The sequence below is a fragment of the Bradyrhizobium sp. AUGA SZCCT0105 genome (genome assembly GCF_018129565.1).
GTDB lineage: Bacteria > Pseudomonadota > Alphaproteobacteria > Rhizobiales > Xanthobacteraceae > Bradyrhizobium.
On the sequence record NZ_JAFCMK010000002.1, the window covers coordinates 17269 to 36717 of the forward strand.

Annotated in this window: 16 protein-coding genes; 8 read left to right on the forward strand and 8 right to left on the reverse strand. The window is 64.1% G+C overall.

The window, feature by feature from the left end; all coding sequences use genetic code 11:
* The first annotated feature begins 88 nt into the window (after nt 1-88).
* The 4 genes from JQ573_RS09015 to JQ573_RS09030 all read left to right on the forward strand — a co-directional run bounded on the left by JQ573_RS09015 (nt 89) and on the right by JQ573_RS09030 (nt 5881).
* Nucleotides 89-1825, forward strand: coding sequence for a multicopper oxidase family protein (locus JQ573_RS09015; protein ID WP_212309643.1), 1737 nt, complete (start codon nt 89-91; stop codon nt 1823-1825).
* Nucleotides 1825-3999 (forward strand): alkaline phosphatase family protein, encoded by a 2175-nt coding sequence (locus JQ573_RS09020; protein WP_212309644.1) that lies wholly within the window; start codon nt 1825-1827, stop codon nt 3997-3999. Before JQ573_RS09015 ends, JQ573_RS09020 begins: the two co-directional genes overlap by 1 nt.
* Before the next feature lie 231 nt (nt 4000-4230).
* A complete protein-coding gene (locus JQ573_RS09025) occupies nt 4231-4689 on the forward strand; it encodes a GNAT family N-acetyltransferase (RefSeq protein WP_212309645.1) in 459 nt (152 codons plus the stop codon).
* Nucleotides 4690-4822: 133 nt separating this feature from the next.
* Nucleotides 4823-5881 (forward strand): MBL fold metallo-hydrolase, encoded by a 1059-nt coding sequence (locus JQ573_RS09030; protein WP_212309646.1) that lies wholly within the window; start codon nt 4823-4825, stop codon nt 5879-5881.
* A gap of 74 nt (nt 5882-5955) precedes the next feature.
* Here the strand turns inward: JQ573_RS09030 and JQ573_RS09035 are convergent, their stop codons facing one another.
* The 4 genes from JQ573_RS09035 to JQ573_RS09050 all read right to left on the reverse strand — a co-directional run bounded on the left by JQ573_RS09035 (nt 5956) and on the right by JQ573_RS09050 (nt 10488).
* On the reverse strand, nt 5956-7317 hold the full coding sequence (locus JQ573_RS09035) for an amidohydrolase family protein (RefSeq protein WP_212309647.1): 1362 nt from the start codon (nt 7315-7317) through the stop codon (nt 5956-5958).
* Between the two features lie 15 nt (nt 7318-7332).
* Nucleotides 7333-7722 carry a glutaminase gene (locus JQ573_RS09040; protein WP_249131554.1) on the reverse strand — a complete coding sequence of 130 codons (390 nt, stop codon included), beginning with the start codon at nt 7720-7722 and terminating at the stop codon, nt 7333-7335.
* A gap of 231 nt (nt 7723-7953) precedes the next feature.
* Nucleotides 7954-9168 carry an amidohydrolase family protein gene (locus JQ573_RS09045; protein WP_212309648.1) on the reverse strand — a complete coding sequence of 405 codons (1215 nt, stop codon included), beginning with the start codon at nt 9166-9168 and terminating at the stop codon, nt 7954-7956.
* A 123-nt stretch (nt 9169-9291) separates the two neighbouring features.
* Nucleotides 9292-10488, reverse strand: a complete 1197-nt coding sequence (locus JQ573_RS09050) for an RluA family pseudouridine synthase (RefSeq protein WP_212309649.1) — start codon at nt 10486-10488, stop codon at nt 9292-9294.
* A 141-nt stretch (nt 10489-10629) separates the two neighbouring features.
* Here JQ573_RS09050 and JQ573_RS09055 point away from each other — a divergent pair, with 141 nt between their 5' ends.
* Nucleotides 10630-11568 (forward strand): alpha/beta hydrolase, encoded by a 939-nt coding sequence (locus JQ573_RS09055; protein WP_212309650.1) that lies wholly within the window; start codon nt 10630-10632, stop codon nt 11566-11568.
* 221 nt (nt 11569-11789) lie between these two features.
* Here JQ573_RS09055 and JQ573_RS09060 read toward each other — a convergent pair whose 3' ends face one another.
* Complete coding sequence (locus JQ573_RS09060; protein ID WP_212309651.1) at nt 11790-12128, reverse strand: hypothetical protein; 339 nt, start codon at nt 12126-12128, stop codon at nt 11790-11792.
* A gap of 267 nt (nt 12129-12395) precedes the next feature.
* On the opposite strand from JQ573_RS09060, the gene JQ573_RS09065 reads away from it, so the two are divergent.
* On the forward strand, nt 12396-13004 hold the full coding sequence (locus JQ573_RS09065) for a hypothetical protein (protein WP_212309652.1): 609 nt from the start codon (nt 12396-12398) through the stop codon (nt 13002-13004).
* A gap of 115 nt (nt 13005-13119) precedes the next feature.
* Here JQ573_RS09065 and JQ573_RS09070 read toward each other — a convergent pair whose 3' ends face one another.
* Complete coding sequence (locus tag JQ573_RS09070; protein WP_212309653.1) at nt 13120-14454, reverse strand: replication-associated recombination protein A; 1335 nt, start codon at nt 14452-14454, stop codon at nt 13120-13122.
* Nucleotides 14451-15809 carry a DegQ family serine endoprotease gene (locus JQ573_RS09075; RefSeq protein ID WP_212309654.1) on the reverse strand — a complete coding sequence of 453 codons (1359 nt, stop codon included), beginning with the start codon at nt 15807-15809 and terminating at the stop codon, nt 14451-14453. Before JQ573_RS09075 ends, JQ573_RS09070 begins: the two co-directional genes overlap by 4 nt.
* A 344-nt stretch (nt 15810-16153) precedes the next feature.
* Between JQ573_RS09075 and JQ573_RS09080 the strand changes: the two genes are divergently transcribed.
* The gene (locus tag JQ573_RS09080) at nt 16154-17752 is read left to right on the forward strand and encodes an OprO/OprP family phosphate-selective porin (protein ID WP_212309655.1); all 1599 of its coding nucleotides are present in this window, start codon (nt 16154-16156) and stop codon (nt 17750-17752) included.
* A 72-nt stretch (nt 17753-17824) separates the two neighbouring features.
* Here the strand turns inward: JQ573_RS09080 and JQ573_RS09085 are convergent, their stop codons facing one another.
* Entirely contained in the window at nt 17825-18205 is a 381-nt protein-coding gene (locus JQ573_RS09085) for a helix-turn-helix domain-containing protein (RefSeq protein WP_212309656.1), read from the reverse strand.
* A gap of 118 nt (nt 18206-18323) precedes the next feature.
* Here JQ573_RS09085 and JQ573_RS09090 point away from each other — a divergent pair, with 118 nt between their 5' ends.
* Entirely contained in the window at nt 18324-19337 is a 1014-nt protein-coding gene (locus tag JQ573_RS09090; RefSeq protein ID WP_212309657.1) for a zinc-binding alcohol dehydrogenase family protein, read from the forward strand.
* Nucleotides 19338-19449 lie beyond the last annotated feature (112 nt).

A 19449-nucleotide genomic window follows, 5' to 3' on the forward strand; every position in this document is an offset into this window, starting at 1 on the left:
GTATTGGCGGGGCGGCGTGGCACGACGACTTTCGACCGTTTGTTGTGGCATCGTTGCGGCTTGCCTCGGGCTTGCTGTGAGCGGCGCAATGGCGTGGCTCGGCGCAACTGGCCTTCAGAATGCGCCGCGCACGCAGCAGGATGTTTGCGCGCGGCCGGAGCCCGGAAGTGCGATCGAGGAATCTGCCGAATTGCGCAGCCGCGATGGCGTGCTCGAAACCGATCTCAGTATCCATGATCAGAAGCTGCCGGATGGCACGAGCCGCTATTGCTATCTGACGCCGGACGGCAAGCCGTCGCCGACCTTGCGGCTGAAGCCGGGCGACCAGCTGGTCATCCATTTCAAGAACGACCTCGTCGACCTCGATACGGCAACGCCTGCGATCGACCGCCCGCTCGCCGGCGCGCCGATCTGCACGACGCGAAAGCAAGCCGATGTTTGCGAGAGCGGCGCGATGACGCCGATCTCGACCAATCTGCACTTCCACGGGCTGACGGTGCCGCCGGTCTGCCATCAGGATGATGTGCTGAAGACCTCGATCCAGCCCGACGACGCGCCGTTCGAATACCGCCTGCGCATTCCGGACGACGCGCCGCCCGGCCTCTATTGGTATCACCCGCATCTGCACGGCTTCAGCAAGACGCAGGTGCTCGGCGGCGCCTCAGGCGCCATCATCATCGAAGGCATCGAGCGCGCCGATCCGTCGCTCGCAGGCCTCCCCGAGCGCGTGCTCGTGATCCGCGACCAGGATCTCGTCAATCCCGACGCGCCGCCGTCGAAATCCGAGCCGGTCATGACCAAGAGCCAGCTCGACAATGACGGCGACGTCGCCAACTCCGGCACCGGCTTCGGCAAGCCGTCGAAGGATCTCTCCGTCAACTTCGTGCCGGTGCCCTATCCGAACTATCCGCCGGCCCGGCTGACGATGAAGCCAGGCGAGCGGCAGCTCTGGCGGGTGCTGAACGCGTCCGCGATCACCTATCTCAACCTCGCTCTGCTGGTCGGCCGTGCGCCGCAGCAGATCGGCATCGTCGGGCTCGATGGGGTGCCGTTGCAGTTCCAGGGCAGCCCCTCGCCGTCGGTGCAATGGGTCAACCATATCGGCCTGCCGCCGGGTTCGCGTGCCGAATTCATCGTCGAGGGACCGCCGGCTGGCAGCTCGGCCCTGCTGGTGACGCGCGCGGTCGATACCGGGCCTGCCGGCGAGAACGATCCCAACCGTGCGCTAGTGGCGATCACGGCTTCAGTCGATGCCGGCGAGCCGCAGGCCGCGCTGCCCACTCACGCCGAGCCGTTGCCGCGCCCGGAGCGGCCGTGGGTCGGGAACGTCGCGCCGGTGCGCGTCAGGAAGCTGTTCTTCTCAGAGCAACCGGAGAATCCGAACGATCCGAACAGCCCGACCAAGTTCTTCATGACCGTCGACGGCGAGACGCCAAAACCGTTCGATCCGCAATCGGACATTCCCGACATCACCGTGAGGCAAGGCGACGTCGAGGACTGGATCATCGAGAACCGCTCGATGGAGCTGCACGATTTCCACATCCATCAGCTGCACTTCCAGCTGCTCGACTGGTCCGGCGTCGCAGTCAACGAGCCGTTCCTGCGCGATACCGTCAACGTCCCCTACTACAACGGCCGGATGCTGAAATATCCGAGCGTGCGCCTGCGCATGGATTTTCGCGATCCCAACATCGTCGGCACCTTCGTCTACCACTGCCACGTCCTTGAGCATGAGGACGGCGGCATGATGGGACGGATCAGGGTCGTGCCGCGAGACACCGCAAGTTCGACCAAGCCGTTCAATCAGCAAAAAGGAGAGCTTTAATGCGCGACAAGCACAGGTCACGTTGGCTGCAATGTTGCCGCCTTACCCTCAGCGCGCTTGCGCTGGGTCAGTTCACCGCCGGCCCGGTGCTTGCGGAGGACTGGAATCACCACGGTGGACACGAGACGCGGTCGCCGATCAAGCACGTGATCGTCATCATCGGCGAGAACCGCAGCTTCGACCACGTGTTCGCGACCTACGTGCCTGAACGGCGCGAGGAGAGCGTGTTCAACCTGCTCTCGCAGGGCATCGTCAAGCTCGATCACAACAAGAATGCGATCCCCGGGCCGAACTTCGAGAAGGCGCATCAGCAGGCGGCGACGGATACCGGCCTGAACGATGCGTTCCTGCTGAGCCCGCCGAAGCAGAACTTCCCCAAGGATCAACTGCCGGCTCCGCTGGTCGGCGGCCCCAAGGTCTCCTACATCCCGAACAAATGCGGCAGCTCGCCGATCACCACCTGCGAGGCGTCGCTCGCGCTTGCGCAGCAGTCGGAATCCGGCCTGCCGTCCGAGTACTACCAGTTCCTGCTGTCCGGCGGCACCGGCCAGTCCTCGCAGACCCCCGACCAGCGCATCACCAATGTCAGCGCGCTGCCGGCCGGTCCGTTCCAGCTCACCAACACCGATGCGATGCCCTACGATTCCTATTCGGCAAGCCCGGTGCATCGCTTCTACCAGATGTGGCAGCAGCTCAACTGCAACCACTCGGCGGCCAGCCGCGACAATCCGTCGGGCTGCGGCGGCAATCTGTTCGCCTGGGTCGAAGTCACCGTCGGCGCCGGCGCCAACGGCGCGGCGCAGCCTTCCAACTTCTCCACGGAATACTCGCCGACGGCATCGACCACGGGCGAAGGTTCGACGGCGCTCGGCTTCTACAACGTGCAGAAGGGTGACGTGCCCTACTTCACCTCGCTCGCGCAGAAATATGCGATGAGCGACAACTTCCACCAGTCCGTCAATGGCGGCACCGGTGCCAACCACATCATGTTCGGCCATGCCGACATGCTCTACTTCAGCGACACCTACGGCAACGCCGCGGTGCCGCCGAACGGCACGCAGGTGTTCGGCGGCACGCCCGACGCCGGCATCGTGCATGAAATCGAGAATCCGAACCCGGCTTCCGGCACCAACAACTGGTACACCGAGGACGGCTACGGCGCCGGCGGCAATGGCGGCTTCGCACCGCCCTTCCAGACCAGCCCGGTGTCCGGCGGCGGCTCCTACAGCGACTGCTCGGATCCGAGCCAGCCCGGCGTCAAGCCGATCCTGGACTATCTGAAGGGGATCCACATCAACGCGAATTGCGAGCTGGGCCACTATTATCTCCTGAACAACTACAATCCGGGTTACTTCGGCAACGGCAAGAACGCCTACACCGACACCAACCCGTCCAACACCCCGTTCACGATCCCGCCGTCGACCCGCAAGAGCATCGGCGACAGCCTGAACGAGCGGAACATCTCCTGGAAGTACTACGGCGACCAATGGAACAACTACGTCAACGATCCCTACCAGCTCAATTGGGGTGTCGCTGGTCCGAACGCGGACGAGTACTGCAACATCTGCAATCCGTTCCAGTACGACACCTCGATCATGTCGCACCCGGACCAGGTCGCAGCCCATATCAAGGACTCGGTTGATCTCTACTCCGACCTCTCCAAGCATTCGCTGCCGGCGGTCTCCATCGTCAAGCCGAGCGGCTTTACCGACGGTCACCCGTCGTCCTCCAAGCTCAATCTGTTCGAAGGCTTCGCGAAGAAGATCGTCGACCAGGTCCAGGCCTCGGACTATGCGAAGGACACCGCGATCTTCATCACCTTCGACGAAGGCGGCGGCTACTTCGACTCCGGCTATGTGCAGCCGCTCGACTATTTCGGCGACGGCACACGTATTCCGCTGATCGTGGTATCGCCGTTCACGCGGCACGGCCACATCTCGCATGAATATGCCGATCACGTCTCGATCATCAAGTTCATCGAGCGGAATTGGCGCCTGGAGCCGATCACGAACCGCAGCCGCGACAACTTCCCGAACCCGGTCGCGGCGCCCGGCAATCCCTATGTTCCGGTCAACAGCCCGGCACTCAGCGATCTGTTCGACTTCTTCGACTTCGACGACGGCGGCCATCACCATGGCGGCGGCTGGGATCATGACGGCGGCTGGGACCACTGACGACCGCACCTCGCGACACAACAATCCGCCGGCCCGAAAGGCCGGCGGATTTCGTTTGCCGACCAGGTCAACCGCCCTTGTAGCCCGCATGAGCGCCAGCGATATGCGGGAACTGGTGGCCCCGGATATCGCTTCGCTCATCCGGGCTACGCCCTGCTGGATATCCATCGACCGATCGGGCCTGTAACATGTCTGTCGACACCGATCTCATCTCCATGGAAATCCTGCTCAATGACGTCAGTCGCTTTCCGCCAGGCTCAGCCCGCCGACCTTCCGGCGATCATCGCCCTCCTCGCCAACGACGTGCTGGGGCAGCAGCGCGAGGATGCAAGCTCGCCGCCGAACCCACGATATGTCGACGCTTTCGATGCCATCCTCGCCGATCGCAACCAGTTGCTGGTCGTGGCAACCCTCGACGACCAGGTGATCGGGACCCTTCAACTCAGCTTCATTCCCGGAATGGCACGCCTGGGCGCCTGGCGGGGGCAGATCGAGGCGGTCCGAATTGCCGAGACGCACCGCAGCTCGGGCGTCGGGCAACGGATGTTCGAATGGGCGATCGACCAATGCAAAGCGAGAGCTTGCGATCTCGTGCAGTTGACCACCGACAAGGCGCGCCCCGACGCGCACCGCTTCTACGAGCGGTTGGGATTCGTCGGCAGCCATGTCGGCTACAAGCTGATGCTTTGAGCTTGCCGCAGCGTGCGGCGAGGCCGACCGGCCGCGCGATCACAACACCTCGATGCGGCGCCGCCGAGCGTTGAGATGCGGCGTGGACTTTGGCAGTCTCGGTGAAGACCGGAACGACGCGGGAGCCGACCGCATGTGGCACTTCATTCTTCCGATACCCCTGCTAGCCGTCATCTGGCTGCTGCTGCCGCTTCCGGCCCAATCGGCGCCCTGCCTGCTCGTCACCTTGACCGGCACGATGAGCGGCCCCGCCCTGCGCAATGGCGTCGCGGGCGCCGGCACACTCGTGCGCTACGGAGACGACAGTGCCGATTGCGGAACGCTGAAGCTGCAGTTCGACGCAGGCCGCGGCACCGAACTGCGGCTGTCGCAACTGGACATCGAACCCGGCCAGATCGACGCCGTCTTCCTCACGCATATGCACTCGGATCACACCGAGGGCCTCGTCGACCTCCTGCTCGCGCGCTGGAACTGGAATTCGGGCGGGGACAAGCTCGATGTCGTCTGCAGCAGCGATGCGCCCTCGCCGCTCGGCTTCACCCTGAGCTGCGGCAAGTTTGTCGCGCATATCGGCGACGCCTTCATTCAGTCCGGCGAAATCGCGCAGCGGGTTTCAGAGAACAGCAAACGATTGCCGGGCGGACCGGCTGAGCTTGTGCATCTCATCACATTCGAGCCAACGGACGAACCGCAGGTGATCTGGTCGAAGGGCGAGGTCCGGGTGAGCGCGATCCGCTCGACCCACATCGCGGGCCATGCCTCCTATCGCGTCGACACGCCGGTCGGCAGCGTCGTGATCGGAGGCGATGCCAGCAATGACAGCGCCGCTCCGCCGCGCCCGACTTCGACGTCGGCGCAAGTCGAGAAGCTGGCACGAGGCGCCGACGTGATCGTGCACTCGACCATGCATCCCATCATGGGTCCGGAGCGCGACAGCGGCATGCCGCCGCGCGTGTTCTACCGCCAAAGCCTGGCGCCCGACCTTGGCGCCATGGCACAACGCGTGGGCGCCAAATATCTGATGCTGACCCACCTCGCGCCGCAGGTCGGGGCAACGCATCACGGCCCCTACAAGGTCCCCGGTGGCGCGCTCACCGAAGCGGACTATCGCGCCGCCGCCGAGGCAGGCGGATTTACCGGCACGACGATCGTCGGCTCGGATCTCGCCACCTTGCGCCTTCCCGCCAAATAGACCGGCGCCGCGCGACAATGAGCAGCGGCGCATTGTCGACCGAGCGGCCGGGCTCGCCTTGTCATCACGTTCGTCTACCTGCTGCGGTCACCACCAAGAAGATTCTTGTAGACCTTTCCATCTTTCATGATGACCAGGAAGTTCTTTGCCGGATCTTCGATCAGCTTGATGTTGTCGATCGGATTGCCATCGACCAGCAGAAGGTCGGCCAGCGCGCCTTCCTCCACCACGCCTAGCCTGCCCGGATATGGATTTCGAGGCCCGGACAGACTGAGCAACTCGGCATTCGTCGATGTCGCCATCGCGAGCGCTTCGGCCGGCGTATACCATCGCGTGAGGGTCGTCAGCATGGCACCTTGCCGGTCAGCAAGCGCCTTCGAGAACAAGACGTCGGTGCCGAATGCCGTCTTCAGCTTGTACTTCTTCGCAAAACCGTAGACCCTGTCGGTGCCGGCAACGACCTGCCGCATCTTGTCCTGCTCCGCAGGTCCAAGGGCACTGGCGCCCGACAGATCGAGGAAGGGCTGAGTGCTTAGCCAAATTCCCTTCTCGGCCATCAGGCGGGCCGACGCGTCGTCCATCAGGTGACCGTGCTCGATACACTTGACGCCCGCTGCGATCGATCGCTCGATCGCGACCGGCGTATAGGCGTGTACGGCGACATAGGTGCCCCAGTTCTCGGCGGCTTCGACCGCGGCACGCAGCTCCGGTTCAGTGAAAGTGGACACATCGAGCGGACTGAACGGCGACGCCACGCCGCCGCCCGCCGTGAGCTTGACCTGCGAAGCCCCCTGCATGAGCTGCTCGCGCGCGCGCACGCGGACTTCATCCGGGCTGTCCGCGACCATGGCGCCGCCTATCCGCTCCATGCGGCTGAGCATGCCGCCGATCGTTCTGGGCAGATCGGACAGCTGCCGAAAGTCGCCATGGCCGCCGGTGATGGTGATCATGGCACCGGATGGATAGATGCGAGGACCGGCAACGAGGCCCTCGTCGATCGCCCGCTTGAGGGAAAAGGCCGGTCCGCCCATGTCGCGAATGGTGGTAAAGCCTCGCATGAGCGTGGCCGTTGCTTCCGCGGCCGCAAGAAGGTTGGTGTAGCCGACGTCGCCAGCTATCGCGGCCGCCGGCGTCGGACGCACCAGCATCGCATGCCAATGCGCGTCGATCAGCCCGGGCATCAGCACTCGTCCGTCGCCCGCGATCACCTGGGCATCGGCCGTGATCGCCGCAGTCGAAATCTTCTCGATCTTGTTGTTCCGGATCAGCACATTGGACGGCCCGGAGAGAGCGCCATTCTTGCCATCAAAAATTCGGACGTTCTGGAACAGCACGCCGGCATCCTGCTGCGCTCGCGCCGGTGGCGAGCCAACGAGGCCCGTCCCAATCAACGCGACCAGTGCCGAAACGCTGACGCTTTTGCTCAATCCTGGCATGTCCACTCTCCGTCGTTAGGGCATCGTTCGAGGTAGAGCACCCCGAGCAGAAGCTGCCACACGAATCCGCCCCAGCCCTTGTTCCAGAACGCGTGCCTCGTCGGGGTCGATCGCCTCGCACACGAGCGCGAACACGAATGGCTTCGATACACTCATGATCGAGAATTCGTACTCAATATCGCCGGCGCCGTAGATGCGTCCGCTAGTGCCGGCCACGCAGATGCCGAACAGTTCGCTCGGCACCCTAGCTAGTGCCGGGTAAACCTGCGAATTGTTTCCATCGCTGTTCGACTTGAAGCGCAGATGAGCTTGAGAAACGAGCTCCTGCACCATCTCGGGTTCGGGCAGGCGCCCGGTCGAGATGAAAGGCCGCTCCGCTTGTTCCGCGATCGAAGGTGGCCACATCGGCTCCTCCTTCCCGATTTCGACCTTACTGTTTCAAGTTGTCTAGTCGGCAACCAGAAGTAGGCGCTCAAAAAATCACGGAGTCAACGATCCGCTCTCATGGCGTTTTTTCATGCGACGAAATCAAAGTGATCCGTTGGGATAGCCAAGCGGATTTGCACGTTTGACCGCTTTGAACCGGTTCTTCGCGGGTCAACACTGCGTTCGATCTACGAGTTCTCCAGCCGGCTATCACGGCTTCTGATAGATCACCTGACCCGCGCGGATGGTGGTGCTCACTTTCGCAAGATTGGCGACGTCGCTGAGCGGATCGCCGTCGAGCACCACGAGATCGGCGTCAAAGCCCTGCGCTACCCTGCCCTTCTTAGCGGCCTTGAAGAACCGCGCCGGGTTGGTCGTCAGCGAGGCCAGCACCTGGCGTTCCGACAGCGCGCCGTGCATCAGCTGGAATTCCTGCGTGGTGTCGTACAGCGTGGTGAAGCCGACATCGGTGCCGAACAGCACGGTGCCGCCATTCTCGGAGAACTGCTTGAGCTGGTTGACGGTCGCGGCCACCAGACGGTTGGTAACGTTGGGGTCGAGAACCACCGTCGTGAACAGCGACAGCGTCGGAATCAGCGCCGTCCCCTGCGCCTTGAACCGCGCCAGCTGGTCGTCGGTGTAGCTCCGCTCGCTGGGCGTGGTGTGCGCGAGCACGTCGACGTCTGCTGCGATCACCGTATCGACGCCGATCTTGTTCTGCGGATGCGCGAACACCGGCCTGCCCTGCGCATGCGCGACGTCGACGGCCGCCTTGGCGATCGCCGGATCCATGTTGATGACAGGTTTATCGCCCATGAACGCGCCGGTGAACAGCTTGATGCCGTCCTCGCCCATCGCGAGCCAGTCGCGCGCCCACTTCGTGGCCTCCTCCGGCGTCGCAGCTTCGGGAAGCTGGATTTCGGGCGGCAGGTACACGGGATGCCCGCCCTTTGGAAACACGTTGCCGGCGAGCAGGATGTTGGGACCGGCGACTTCACCCGCTGCGATGCGCTTGCGCAGCGGCAGCGTGTTCCGTGGATCGGAGCCGAGGTCCCAGACCGTGGTAAAGCCCCATCGGGTCAGCATCTCCTGCATGTGCTGCGTCAGCGGTGCGGCCGGCGCCTCGCCGGCGTTGTGCCAGACATGTTCCGTGAAATGCACGTGGCTGTTCCAGAACCCGGCAACGACAGTCTTGCCGCTGCAATCGATCAGGCGCGCATCCGAGGGCAGCTTGACGTCGCCGGACTTGCCGACCGCGCTGATCACGCCGTCAGTAATCACGATCGCCGCATCCGGCAGCGCAGCCGCATCGGCCGATGCGTAGAGCGTGCCGCCGCGGAGCACGACGGTCTCGGCATGTGCCGCCGCAGAGGCGACAGCCGAGCCAATGAGAAAAAGCGCGATGCGTAACCAGGTCCCGGTCATGGACAGCCTCTTTGATGGGTGCATGCCGGCGGTGCCCGGCGCGCGGCAACATAGCCGCGGCGCGATGAGCCGCTTTGATCGTTCTTGCTGTCCGCGACGGATATCGGGAGGCGGCGTCCGCCGTCACTCCTCGGGCGCGTTCTCGATCGGGTCGAACCGATCGGCCTCGAGCCCGAGCAGATTCCAGGATTGCAGCATATGCGGCGGCAGCGGCGCCGTGGCATCGATCACGCCGCCGCGCGGGTGCGGAATCACGATGCGGCGGGCGAGCAGATGCAGCCGGTTCTGCAGGCCGCCCGGCAGCTGCCAGTTTTCCTTGTTGAAGTATTTGGGGTCGCCGACGATCGCGTGATCGATGTGCGCCATGTGGGCGCGCAACTGATGGGTGCGGCCGGTCACCGGCTTGAGCGACACCCAGGCGAGCTTCGTCGCCGAGGTCTCGACCACGGCGTAATAGGTCACGGCGTGGCTGGCGCCCTCGTCGCCATGCGCCGCGATCCGCATGATGCTGTCCTCCTCGCTCTCCTCCTTGGCGAGATAGGTCGAGATCCGGCCCTGCTTCGGCTTCGGCACGCCGGCCACCAGCGCCCAGTAGATCTTGCGCGCGGAGCGATGGCGGAACGAGCCGGTCAGGGCGGTTGCAGCGAAACGCGTCTTGGCGATCAGGAGGCAGCCCGAGGTCTCGCGGTCGAGCCGATGCACCAGCCGCGGCTTCTGTCCCTTGGCGTCGCGCATCACCTCCAACATGTCGTCGACATTGCGCGTGATGCCGGAGCCGCCCTGAACCGCCAGACCTGCGGGCTTGTTCAGCACCATCACGTCGGCGTCCTCGAACAGGGTCATGTCCTTGAGGTCCTGGAGGGTCTTCTTCGCCGCTTCAGACAGGCTGGCGGCCGCCTTCGGCGTATCGAGCCGCAGCGGCGGAATGCGGACGCTCTGCCCTTCTTCCAGCCGGTCCTTGCTGTCCGCACGCTTGCCGTTGACGCGCAACTCGCCCTTCCGAACGATGCGCTGGATGTGGGAAAACGACAGGCCGGGGAAACGCGCCTCGAGAAAGCGGTCGACGCGCATGTTGTCCTCGTCCGCCGTCACCACCACGGTCTGCACCTTGGTCGGCAGCGGCGGCGGCTCGGCGACGCTCTTCTCCGGCTCGGGGACGAATGGCTTCGGCGTACGCTGCTTGTCGCCAAGGCGCACCGCTGCCGACTTGCCGCCCGCACGATGCGCCGGCCCCCGCTCGGCGGCCGTGCCGCGATGGGGACGCGCGCCTTTGGCGCGGTCGGCGGCTGGGCGGAGAGGTCTCTTGACGCGGCGGCTCATGGGGTTGCAACTCCGAAGTTAAGCCCGTGGGTAGCGCAAATGCCGCGAATCGTCACGGCGAAATCGGTACAAATCCGGCGCAACATCGGCCATGTTCGGCCGCTTGCGGGCAATCGTGGGGAGCCATGGAAGGGGCTTGGAATGAGACTGGCGGTATCGGCTTTGGCGGCGGCCCTGATGCTCTCCGGCCCGGCGCTGGCCCAGCAAGGCCCGATGCCGGAAGATCTGGCCTGGAAGCTCCTGGAACTCGGCCGCGTCGTCGACCAGCCCAAGACGGCCGCACTCTACGCGCCGCTGCAGCAGAAGGAGCCCTATCAGGGCGTCAAGGTTGAGCGCGACGTCAAGTATGGCCCCGCCGACCGCCATCTGCTCGACGTCTTCACGCCAGACCCGACGTCGCTGCCGCGGTCGGTGCTGATCTACATCCACGGCGGCGGCTTCATTGCCGGCAGCAAGCGCAACCCCGGCAGTCCGTTCTACGACAACGTCATGCTGTGGGCCGCCAAGAGCGGCTTTGTCGGCGTCAATGCCACCTACCGCCTGGCGCCGGCCTTTCCCTGGCCGGCGGGCGCCGAAGACATGGGCGCCATCGTGCAGTGGGTCGCGGAGAACATCGGCTCCCGCGGCGGCGACCCCAGCCGCATCTTCCTGATGGGCCAGTCGGTCGGCGCGATCCATGTCGCGAGCTACGTCTCGCACAGCGAATTCCACAAGGTGAAGGGCGGCGGGCTTGCCGGCGCGATCATGGTGTCGGGCATCTACGATCTGACCGCCTCGCCCGCCGGCAATGCCGAGCTCGCCTATTACGGCCCCGATCCGTCGCGTTACGCCGAACGCTCCTCGCTGCAAGGCCTCCTCACAAGCCCGATCCCGTTTCTGATCACCGCGGCCGAGCTCGATCCGCCGCGCTTCGTCGAGCAGTTCGAGCTGTTGAAGCAGGCCAGCTGCAAGCGGCCGAGCGGCTGTGCCCGCAGCTTCATGCTGCCGCAGCATAGCCATATGTCCGAGGTCTATGCGATCAACACCCCGGACACGCGGCTGACCGACGAGATTTTGGCGTTTGTGAAGAGCGTCAAGTGACGCGCCAGAGCAAGATGAAGTACCTGCCGTCGCAGCGGGCGCTGCCAAAATATCGAAAACAACCCCATGCACAGTAGCGGTGGCGGCCGGCGTTCGACCGGGCAACTTGACACGTCGGGCAACTCAGGGATATATTTCTAATATTCCGAAACATGCGAGTGTCCCTCGCCCAAGGTTGATGCACGCTATTCAGGCGGTTTGCCGCCGCGCGGCGGATCAATTCAATTTGCTTGGGGAGTAGCCCAGAAAATCAGCTTGACCACGGGTTGTTGGCTAGGCTGCGTCGTACAAATGTACCAGTACTTCCAATCGAGGCCGTCTGTTTCAACTATGATTTCTACCACCTTCGACAGAACGGGGGCCGCCGTTTCGTACTTGGGTGGCGGTGGCAGCGCGCGTACGCTGTGGATCGCCGCTCCGTCCGCGAACACCGCTCCTCCTGGCGGCTCCGTAAGTAAGTTTAAACTGGTGAGAATACAGAGCTTATCGTTTGCGACATCCGCGACCGCGGACGTGGCATACGTAATCGCAGCGAGGAAAACGCAGAACGCGAACTTCATTCCATCAATTCCTTGAATATCAACGCGCTCGAAGCGATGGCGAAGCTAACATAGATTTATGCATTCACCATCAATGTCGGTTCATGGCTCTTCTCGGAAGTCCGGCAACGTCCGCTTTCGCGCCGCTCTTGGGGGACAAGCGGACATCGATTCACGCGGTTGATTTATGAGTATGCGGCCTAGCTAGCACGCGGACTCATTAAGGCGCAGCCACACCGGATTGACGCGAGTTGAACAATTGCAAGGTAATTGGCGCCGAGCCTGTCAATGGCTCGGCTGTCAGGCTCAACTGGTCGCTGTGCACCCGAAAGCGGACCTATTGTGCTTACCTTGAGTTTTGTCGTTCATGACCCACAGCGGACATTGGGCACCGCCTCGCGCTACCGGTTCGTACGGCTGGCAATGGCGACAGCGCGCGAGTACCATCGCAACATTATGAGGCAACACCTTCTATTCTACCTGCTGATAACGTTGGCAATGGTTCAGCCAGCTGATGCGTGCTCATCTGCTATAGAATATCCTCATACACTTCTGGATCGATTGCCTTCGACTGCACTAAAACAGTCCGTGGTCGCAGTTGTCGAGCCCATCGATCTCCTGCCCCCACGATGGGCGGAAGGCGATGCTTGGGGAACGACACCACTTGTGAAAGTACGGGTCCTCGAAGCTGTACAGGGTGTCTCCGAAGGGCAGACCTTTGTCGTCAATCTCGGCGGCTGGATGTGTGGCGGCTTAGTTTCCCGGAATTCACTACTGGTCGCAGGGAAACGGCACTTCTACATCGCGGGTCAGTTTGCGAGCACTGATAAGGGGGATGTTGAATTCGTTGGCAAATGGGTTGGAAACAAACGCGTTCGGATTTTCGAGCGTGAATAATGAACGCTCGATTTCCGCTTTTGGCCCTTATCGGAAGTCCGGCAACGTCCGCTTTCGCGCCGCTCTTGGGGACAAGCGGACTTCGATTCACGCGGTTAGTTCATAAGTACGCGGCCTAGCTCCCGCCGCGCTCCTTGCGCAGCCTGTTCCAGTAATCCAGCCGCTTGCGGATCTCGCGCTCGAAGCCGCGGTCGGGCGGGTCGTAGAAGGTCTGGCGGCCCAGTGCTTCCGGGAAGTAGTCCTGGCCGGAGAACGCGTCGGGCGCGTCGTGATCGTATTGATAGCCCGAGCCATAGCCCTCCGACTTCATCAGCTTGGTCGGCGAATTCAGGATGTGCTTTGGCGGCAGCAGCGAGCCGCCCTGCTTTGCGGTCTGCATCGCAGCGCCGAACGCCGTGTACACCGCGTTCGATTTCGGCGCGGTGGCGAGATAGACCACGGCCTGCGCGATCGCGAGCTCGCCCTCCGGCGAGCCTAGGAAGTCATAGGCATCCTTGGCAGCGTTGCAGACCGCCAATGCCTGCGGATCGGCCAGGCCAATATCTTCGACGGCCATGCGCACCACGCGCCGCGCCAGGAACAGCGGGTCCTCGCCGGCATCGAGCATGCGCGCGAGATAGTACAGGGCCGCGTCCGGATCGGAGCCGCGCACCGACTTGTGCAGCGCCGAGATCAGATTGTAATGGCCATCGGCCGACTTGTCGTAGATCGGCGCGCGGCGCTGCAGGATGGCCTGCAACTGCTCGGCGTTGAACACTTCGCCCTTGCGCGCGGCGCGCCAGACCTCTTCGGCTAATGTCAGCGAGGCGCGGCCGTCACCATCGGCCATCCGCACCAGCACGGCGCGCGCTTCCGCATCGAGCGGCAGGGTCTTGCCCTCGATCTTCTCGGCATTGGCAAACAACCGTTCGATCGCGGCCGTGTCGAGCGAATGAAACACCAGCACGCGGGCACGCGACAGCAGCGCCGCGTTGAGCTCGAAGGACGGGTTCTCCGTGGTGGCGCCGACCAGCACCACGGTGCCGTCCTCCATCACCGGAAGGAAGGAATCCTGCTGCGCGCGGTTGAACCTGTGTACCTCGTCGACGAACAGCAGCGTGCCCTTGCCGGTCTCGCGCCGGGCACGCGCGGCGTCGAACGCCTTCTTCAGGTCGGCGACGCCGGAGAACACCGCGGAGATCTGCTCGAAATGCAGCTCGGTCGCGTCGGCCAGCAGCCGCGCCACGGTGGTCTTGCCGGTGCCGGGCGGTCCCCAGAACACCAGCGAACCCAGCGTGCGCGTCTCCAGCATGCGGGTCAGCGCGCCATCGGGACCGAGGATGTGATCCTGGCCGACGACGTCGGCCAGCGTGCGCGGGCGCAGCCGGTCCGGCAGCGGGTGTGGCGCGTCCTGCTCCATCCCCGCCGCGGCAAAGAGATTGCTGGCTTCCTGCGGTTTCTTTGGGCTCATCCGCCGAGCGTCACGTTGATCTGCTGGCCGCCGCGCACCAGCGTGATGCGCCAGATCCGCGACCCCGCCTTCGATACTTTATCGAGGTCGCTGGTGCGCACGATCTTCTCATTGTTGACGGCAAGAATGATGTCGCCCTTCTGGAAGCCGACATTGGCAGCCGTGCCGTCATCGGCGAGCTCGGTGACGACGACACCCTCGGCGCCGGCGTCGAGATGCAACTCATCGGCCAGCGCCGGCGAGATGTTGGCGACCTTGGCGCCCTGGAACGGCGAACGCGCGGTCAGCACGATCTCGTCGCGGTTGGTGTCGGGCGCGGTCTCCAGCGGCACGGTGAGCTTCACCGGCTTGCCGGCGCGCTGCACCTCGATCTCCGCGTTGCCGCCGAGCGGACGGGTGGCGAAGCGGTAGTCGAACGCGTTGGGATCGTCGATCGGCGTGCCGTCGATCCCGACGATCAGATCGGACAGTTTGAGCCCGGCCTTCGCCGCCGGGCTGTTCGGCGCGACATTGGCGACCAGCGCGCCGGTCGGCAGCTTCAGCCCGAGTGTCTCTGCGATCTCCGGTGTGACGGCCTGCAGCCGCGCGCCAAGCCATGGCCGCTTCACCGCCTTGCCGCCGCTCTTGGCGGAGGCCACCACCACCCGCACCATGTTGGCGGGGATCGCGAAGCCGATGCCTTGGGAGCCACCGGAGCGCGAGAAGATCGCGGTATTGATGCCGGCGAGCCGGCCGGTCATGTCGACCAGCGCGCCGCCCGAATTGCCGGGATTGATCGCCGCGTCGGTCTGAATGAAGAATTGATAATCCGTGATCCCGACTTGAGTGCGCGCCAGCGCCGAGATGATGCCGTGCGTCACGGTCTGGCCGACGCCGAACGGATTGCCGATCGCCAGCACGACGTCACCGACCTGCAGCTGGTCCGAATTGGCGAAGTCGAGCGTCGCGAACTTCTCCTTGTTGGTGCCCTTCAGCCGCAGCACCGCAAGGTCGGTGCGGCTGTCCTTCAGCACGATCTCGGCCTCGTATTCGCGCTTGTCGGCGAGCGAGACCTTCACCTGGTCGGCGCCCTCGATCACGTGATTGTTTGTGACCACGAGGCCGGAGCCATCGACCATCACGCCGGAGCCGAGCGAGCGCTGCATCTGCTCGGGCTGCTGCCCCGGGACGCCGAAGAAGCGGCGGAAGATCGGATCGTCCAGAAACGGATTGCGGTTCTGCACGGTCTTGGCAGCGTAGACATTGACCACCGCCGGCTGCACCCGCTGCACGATCGGCGCATAGGACAATTGGAGCTCGGCCTGCGAGGACGGCACGCGGCGGTCCTGGGCCGCGGACGGGGACAGATTCCCCATGAAAGCCAATGTGCACAGAGCGGATATGGCAGCGAAGCGGACAGGTCGGAGCATTCTCACCTCTCGTGGAAACGCCGGAATATAGGCGTGTTCGCCGGGCAATTGAAGGGCGCCCGGCCGGATAACTGTCCCCCGCGGGACCGGTGCAAAACCGGCGGCAGCCGCGTTGAAGCGCGCCGCCAAACTTCTATGATGACTGTCATCTCACTGCGCCGCTCCGCTTGTTGCCTGCGGACAACAAGCGGAACTGCGATGCCAGGCGGCGCTGTCGTGCGTCAGTCACGATCAACTCCTAGGACGTTTCAGTGAGTGAGTGGGGAATTCAAACACAACAGGGGTGCACAATGGGTGCGACAAAAGTTGGTGCAATCGCCATCGGGCTCGCAGGGGCGCTCGCCGCCTCGCCGGCCTATTCGCAATCGGCCGGAGGCGGCAGCGACGCGGAGATCGCGCTGCTGAAGCAGCAGCTGAAGATGCTCGAGCAGAAGCTCGACAAGCTGCAGAAGCAGACCAATGCCAATACCGCGACCGCAGCCAGCGCCAACGCCAACGCGAAGGCGGCGGACGCCAAGGCCGCGCGGGTCGCCAGCGCCAACGCCGCGATCCCGGTCAAGGGCCCGGTCGCGCCGTCGGGCGTCGTGGTGACGTTGCCGAACAACCGGCCGACGATCTGTACTGCGGATGAACAGAACTGCGTTGCGATCACGAGCCGCGTGCACTGGGATGTCGGCGGTTACGACTATCGTCCGAACACCGCGAGTACCTCGCCGCAGAAGCTCGACAGCGGCGAGAACCTCCGCCGCGCCCGCATCGGCATCGTCGGCAAGTTCTTCGGCGACTGGAATTACGCGCTGATCTACGACTTCGGCGGCTCGTCCGACGGCTTCGGCGGTGCGGCACCGGGATCGCTGCCCGGCGGCGGCACCTCCGGCGTCGAAAATGCGTATCTGAGCTACACCGGCTTGAAGCCGTTCGGCGGCAAGATGGCGATCGAAGGCGGCATCATGGACCTGCTCTGGACCATGGACGAGTCGACCAGTTCCAACGACATCCTGTTCATGGAGCGCGCCTCGGCCGGCATCATCGCGCAGAACGTCGCGGCCGGCGACTTCCGTTCCGCCATCGGCACCCGCTGGTGGAACGACCAGCTCTGGCTCGGCGGCTATGCCACCGGACCGACCACCGGCCAGATTCACTCGGCCTCCAGCGTCACCCCGGCCGGATCATCGGAGCAGTATGGCGCGGTGGTCCGCGTCGCCGGCAATCCGATCAGCGGCAAGGACTATTCGGTGCATATCGGCGCCGATGCGGAATGGCTGGTGCAGCCGCCGCGCAATCAGCTGACGCAGGCGCAGACGCTCACGCTGAACGACCGGCCCGAGCTGCGCATCGACCCGACGACGCTGATCTCGACCGGTGCGATCGCCAACGTCTCGGGCGCGCAGGTCTACGGCGTCGAGGCGGCAGCGACCTACGGCCCGTTCATCGCGCAAGGCGAGTACTATTGGTTCAATGTCGACCGCTCCGCGAATACCGGGCTGCCGCCGTTCGGCGCGCCGAGCCTGAAATTCGACGGCGGTTACGCGCAGGTCGGCTACGTGCTGACCGGCGAGAACCACGCCTATAATCCGGCCACGGCTTCCTACGGCGGTATCAAACCGCACGATCCGTTCTCGCTTGCCGGCGGCGGCATCGGCGCGTGGGAAATCGCCGGCCGGGTCAGCATGATGAACCTCAACGATCAGGTCGGCCAGGCCGTCGGCATCGCCGGCGGACGGCAGACCGTCTACACCGCCGCGCTGAACTGGTACGTCAACAACAACGTCCGCTTCATGCTGAATTACCTGCACGGCGACATCGCCAAGCAGGCTTCGGCGACCTCGCCCGTGGATGCCGGCTCGAAGTTCGACGCGGTCGCGCTGCGCACGCAGGTTGCGTTCTGACACGATCTGATCAGCGCCGATAACAATGGCCGGGAGCGACACGCCGCTCCCGGCCTTCTTCATTACAAATTGTCAGGCCGCGCGCTTCGACTTCTTCACGACGACTTCCGGCGCCGGCGCGCAGGACAGCCGTTCCTGATGGCCCTCGCCCCAGGCTTTCAAAATATCGATCACCGGACGCAGGCTCTCGCCGAGTTCGGAGAGCGTGTATTCGACCCGCGGCGGCACCTCGGCGTAGACCTTGCGGTTCACGAGGCCATCGTCCTCGAGCGCACGAAGCTGCTTGGTCAGCATGCGCTGGGTGATGCCGGGCATCCGCCGCCGCAACTCGCCGAAGCGCTGGGTGCCGGCCTGCAGGTGATACAGGATCACGCCCTTCCATTTGCCGTCGATCAGGTCGAGCGCCGCCTCGACCGCGCAGCCCGGCCGGCGAGCGAAATTCTTCCGTTTCATCGGTAATTTCCCAATAGTATATAAACAGGGACTAGTTCCCTGATTTTACAGTACTTGCCAAAAGGACGCCAGCACGACAGTTAAGGCGGCAGGCAATCGCCCACCACGGAGACCAGGCATGAAGGCCGTCGGATATCAAAAATCGCTGCCGATCGAGGCGGCGGATTCGCTCGTCGATTTCGAGATCGCCAAGCCCGAACCGAAGGGGCGCGACATCCGCGTCGCGGTGAAGGCCATCTCGGCCAACCCGGTCGACTACAAGGTGCGCAAGCGCGCGGCGCCGACCGACGGCAGCTACAAGATCCTCGGCTTTGACGCGGCCGGCGTGGTCGACGCCGTCGGGCCCGACGTCTCGCTCTTCAAGCCCGGCGATGAAGTGTTCTACGCGGGCTCGATCCAGCGCCAGGGCACCAATTCGGAATTTCATCTGGTGGACGAGCGCATCGTCGGCAACAAGCCGGCATCGCTGTCGTTCGCGCAGGCCGCCGCCCTGCCCCTGACCTCGATCACCGCGTGGGAGCTGCTGTTCGACCGGCTCGGCGCAGTGCCGGGCAAGAGCCTCGATCCGCGCACGCTGCTGATCACCGGTGGCGCCGGCGGCGTCGGCTCGATCCTGATCCAGCTTGCGCGCCGCCTCACCGGGCTGACCGTGGTTGCGACCGCGACGCGGCCGGAGTCTCAGAAGTGGTGCCGCGATCTCGGTGCGCATGCGGTGATCGACCACTCGCAGCCGATGAAGGAGCAGATCGAGAAGCTCAAGCTGCCGCCGGTCGGCCTCGTCGCCAGCCTCACCTTCACCGACCAGCACTACAAGTCGATCGCCGACTTCATCGCGCCGCAGGGCAAGTTCGGCTTGATCGACGATCCCGCCGAATTCAACGTCGCCGCATTCAAGGGCAAGGCGGTGTCGGTGCACTGGGAATCGATGTTCACGCGCTCGTCGTTCCAGACGCCTGACATGATCGCGCAGCATCATCTGCTGAACGACGTTGCCGACCTGATCGACAAGGGCGTGCTGCGCACCACGCTCGACCAGACTTTTGGCACCATCAACGCCGCCAACCTCAAGCGCGCCCATGCGCTGCTGGAGAGCGGCAAGTCGCGCGGCAAGATCGTGCTGGAGGGCTGGTAAGCACAAATGCGTAGGGTGGGTTAGCGCAGCGTAACCCACCACCTTTTTTGCTCTGCGAACGGCGGGTTACGCTAACGCTAACCCGCCCTACGCACCGACCAATTCGCGAGAT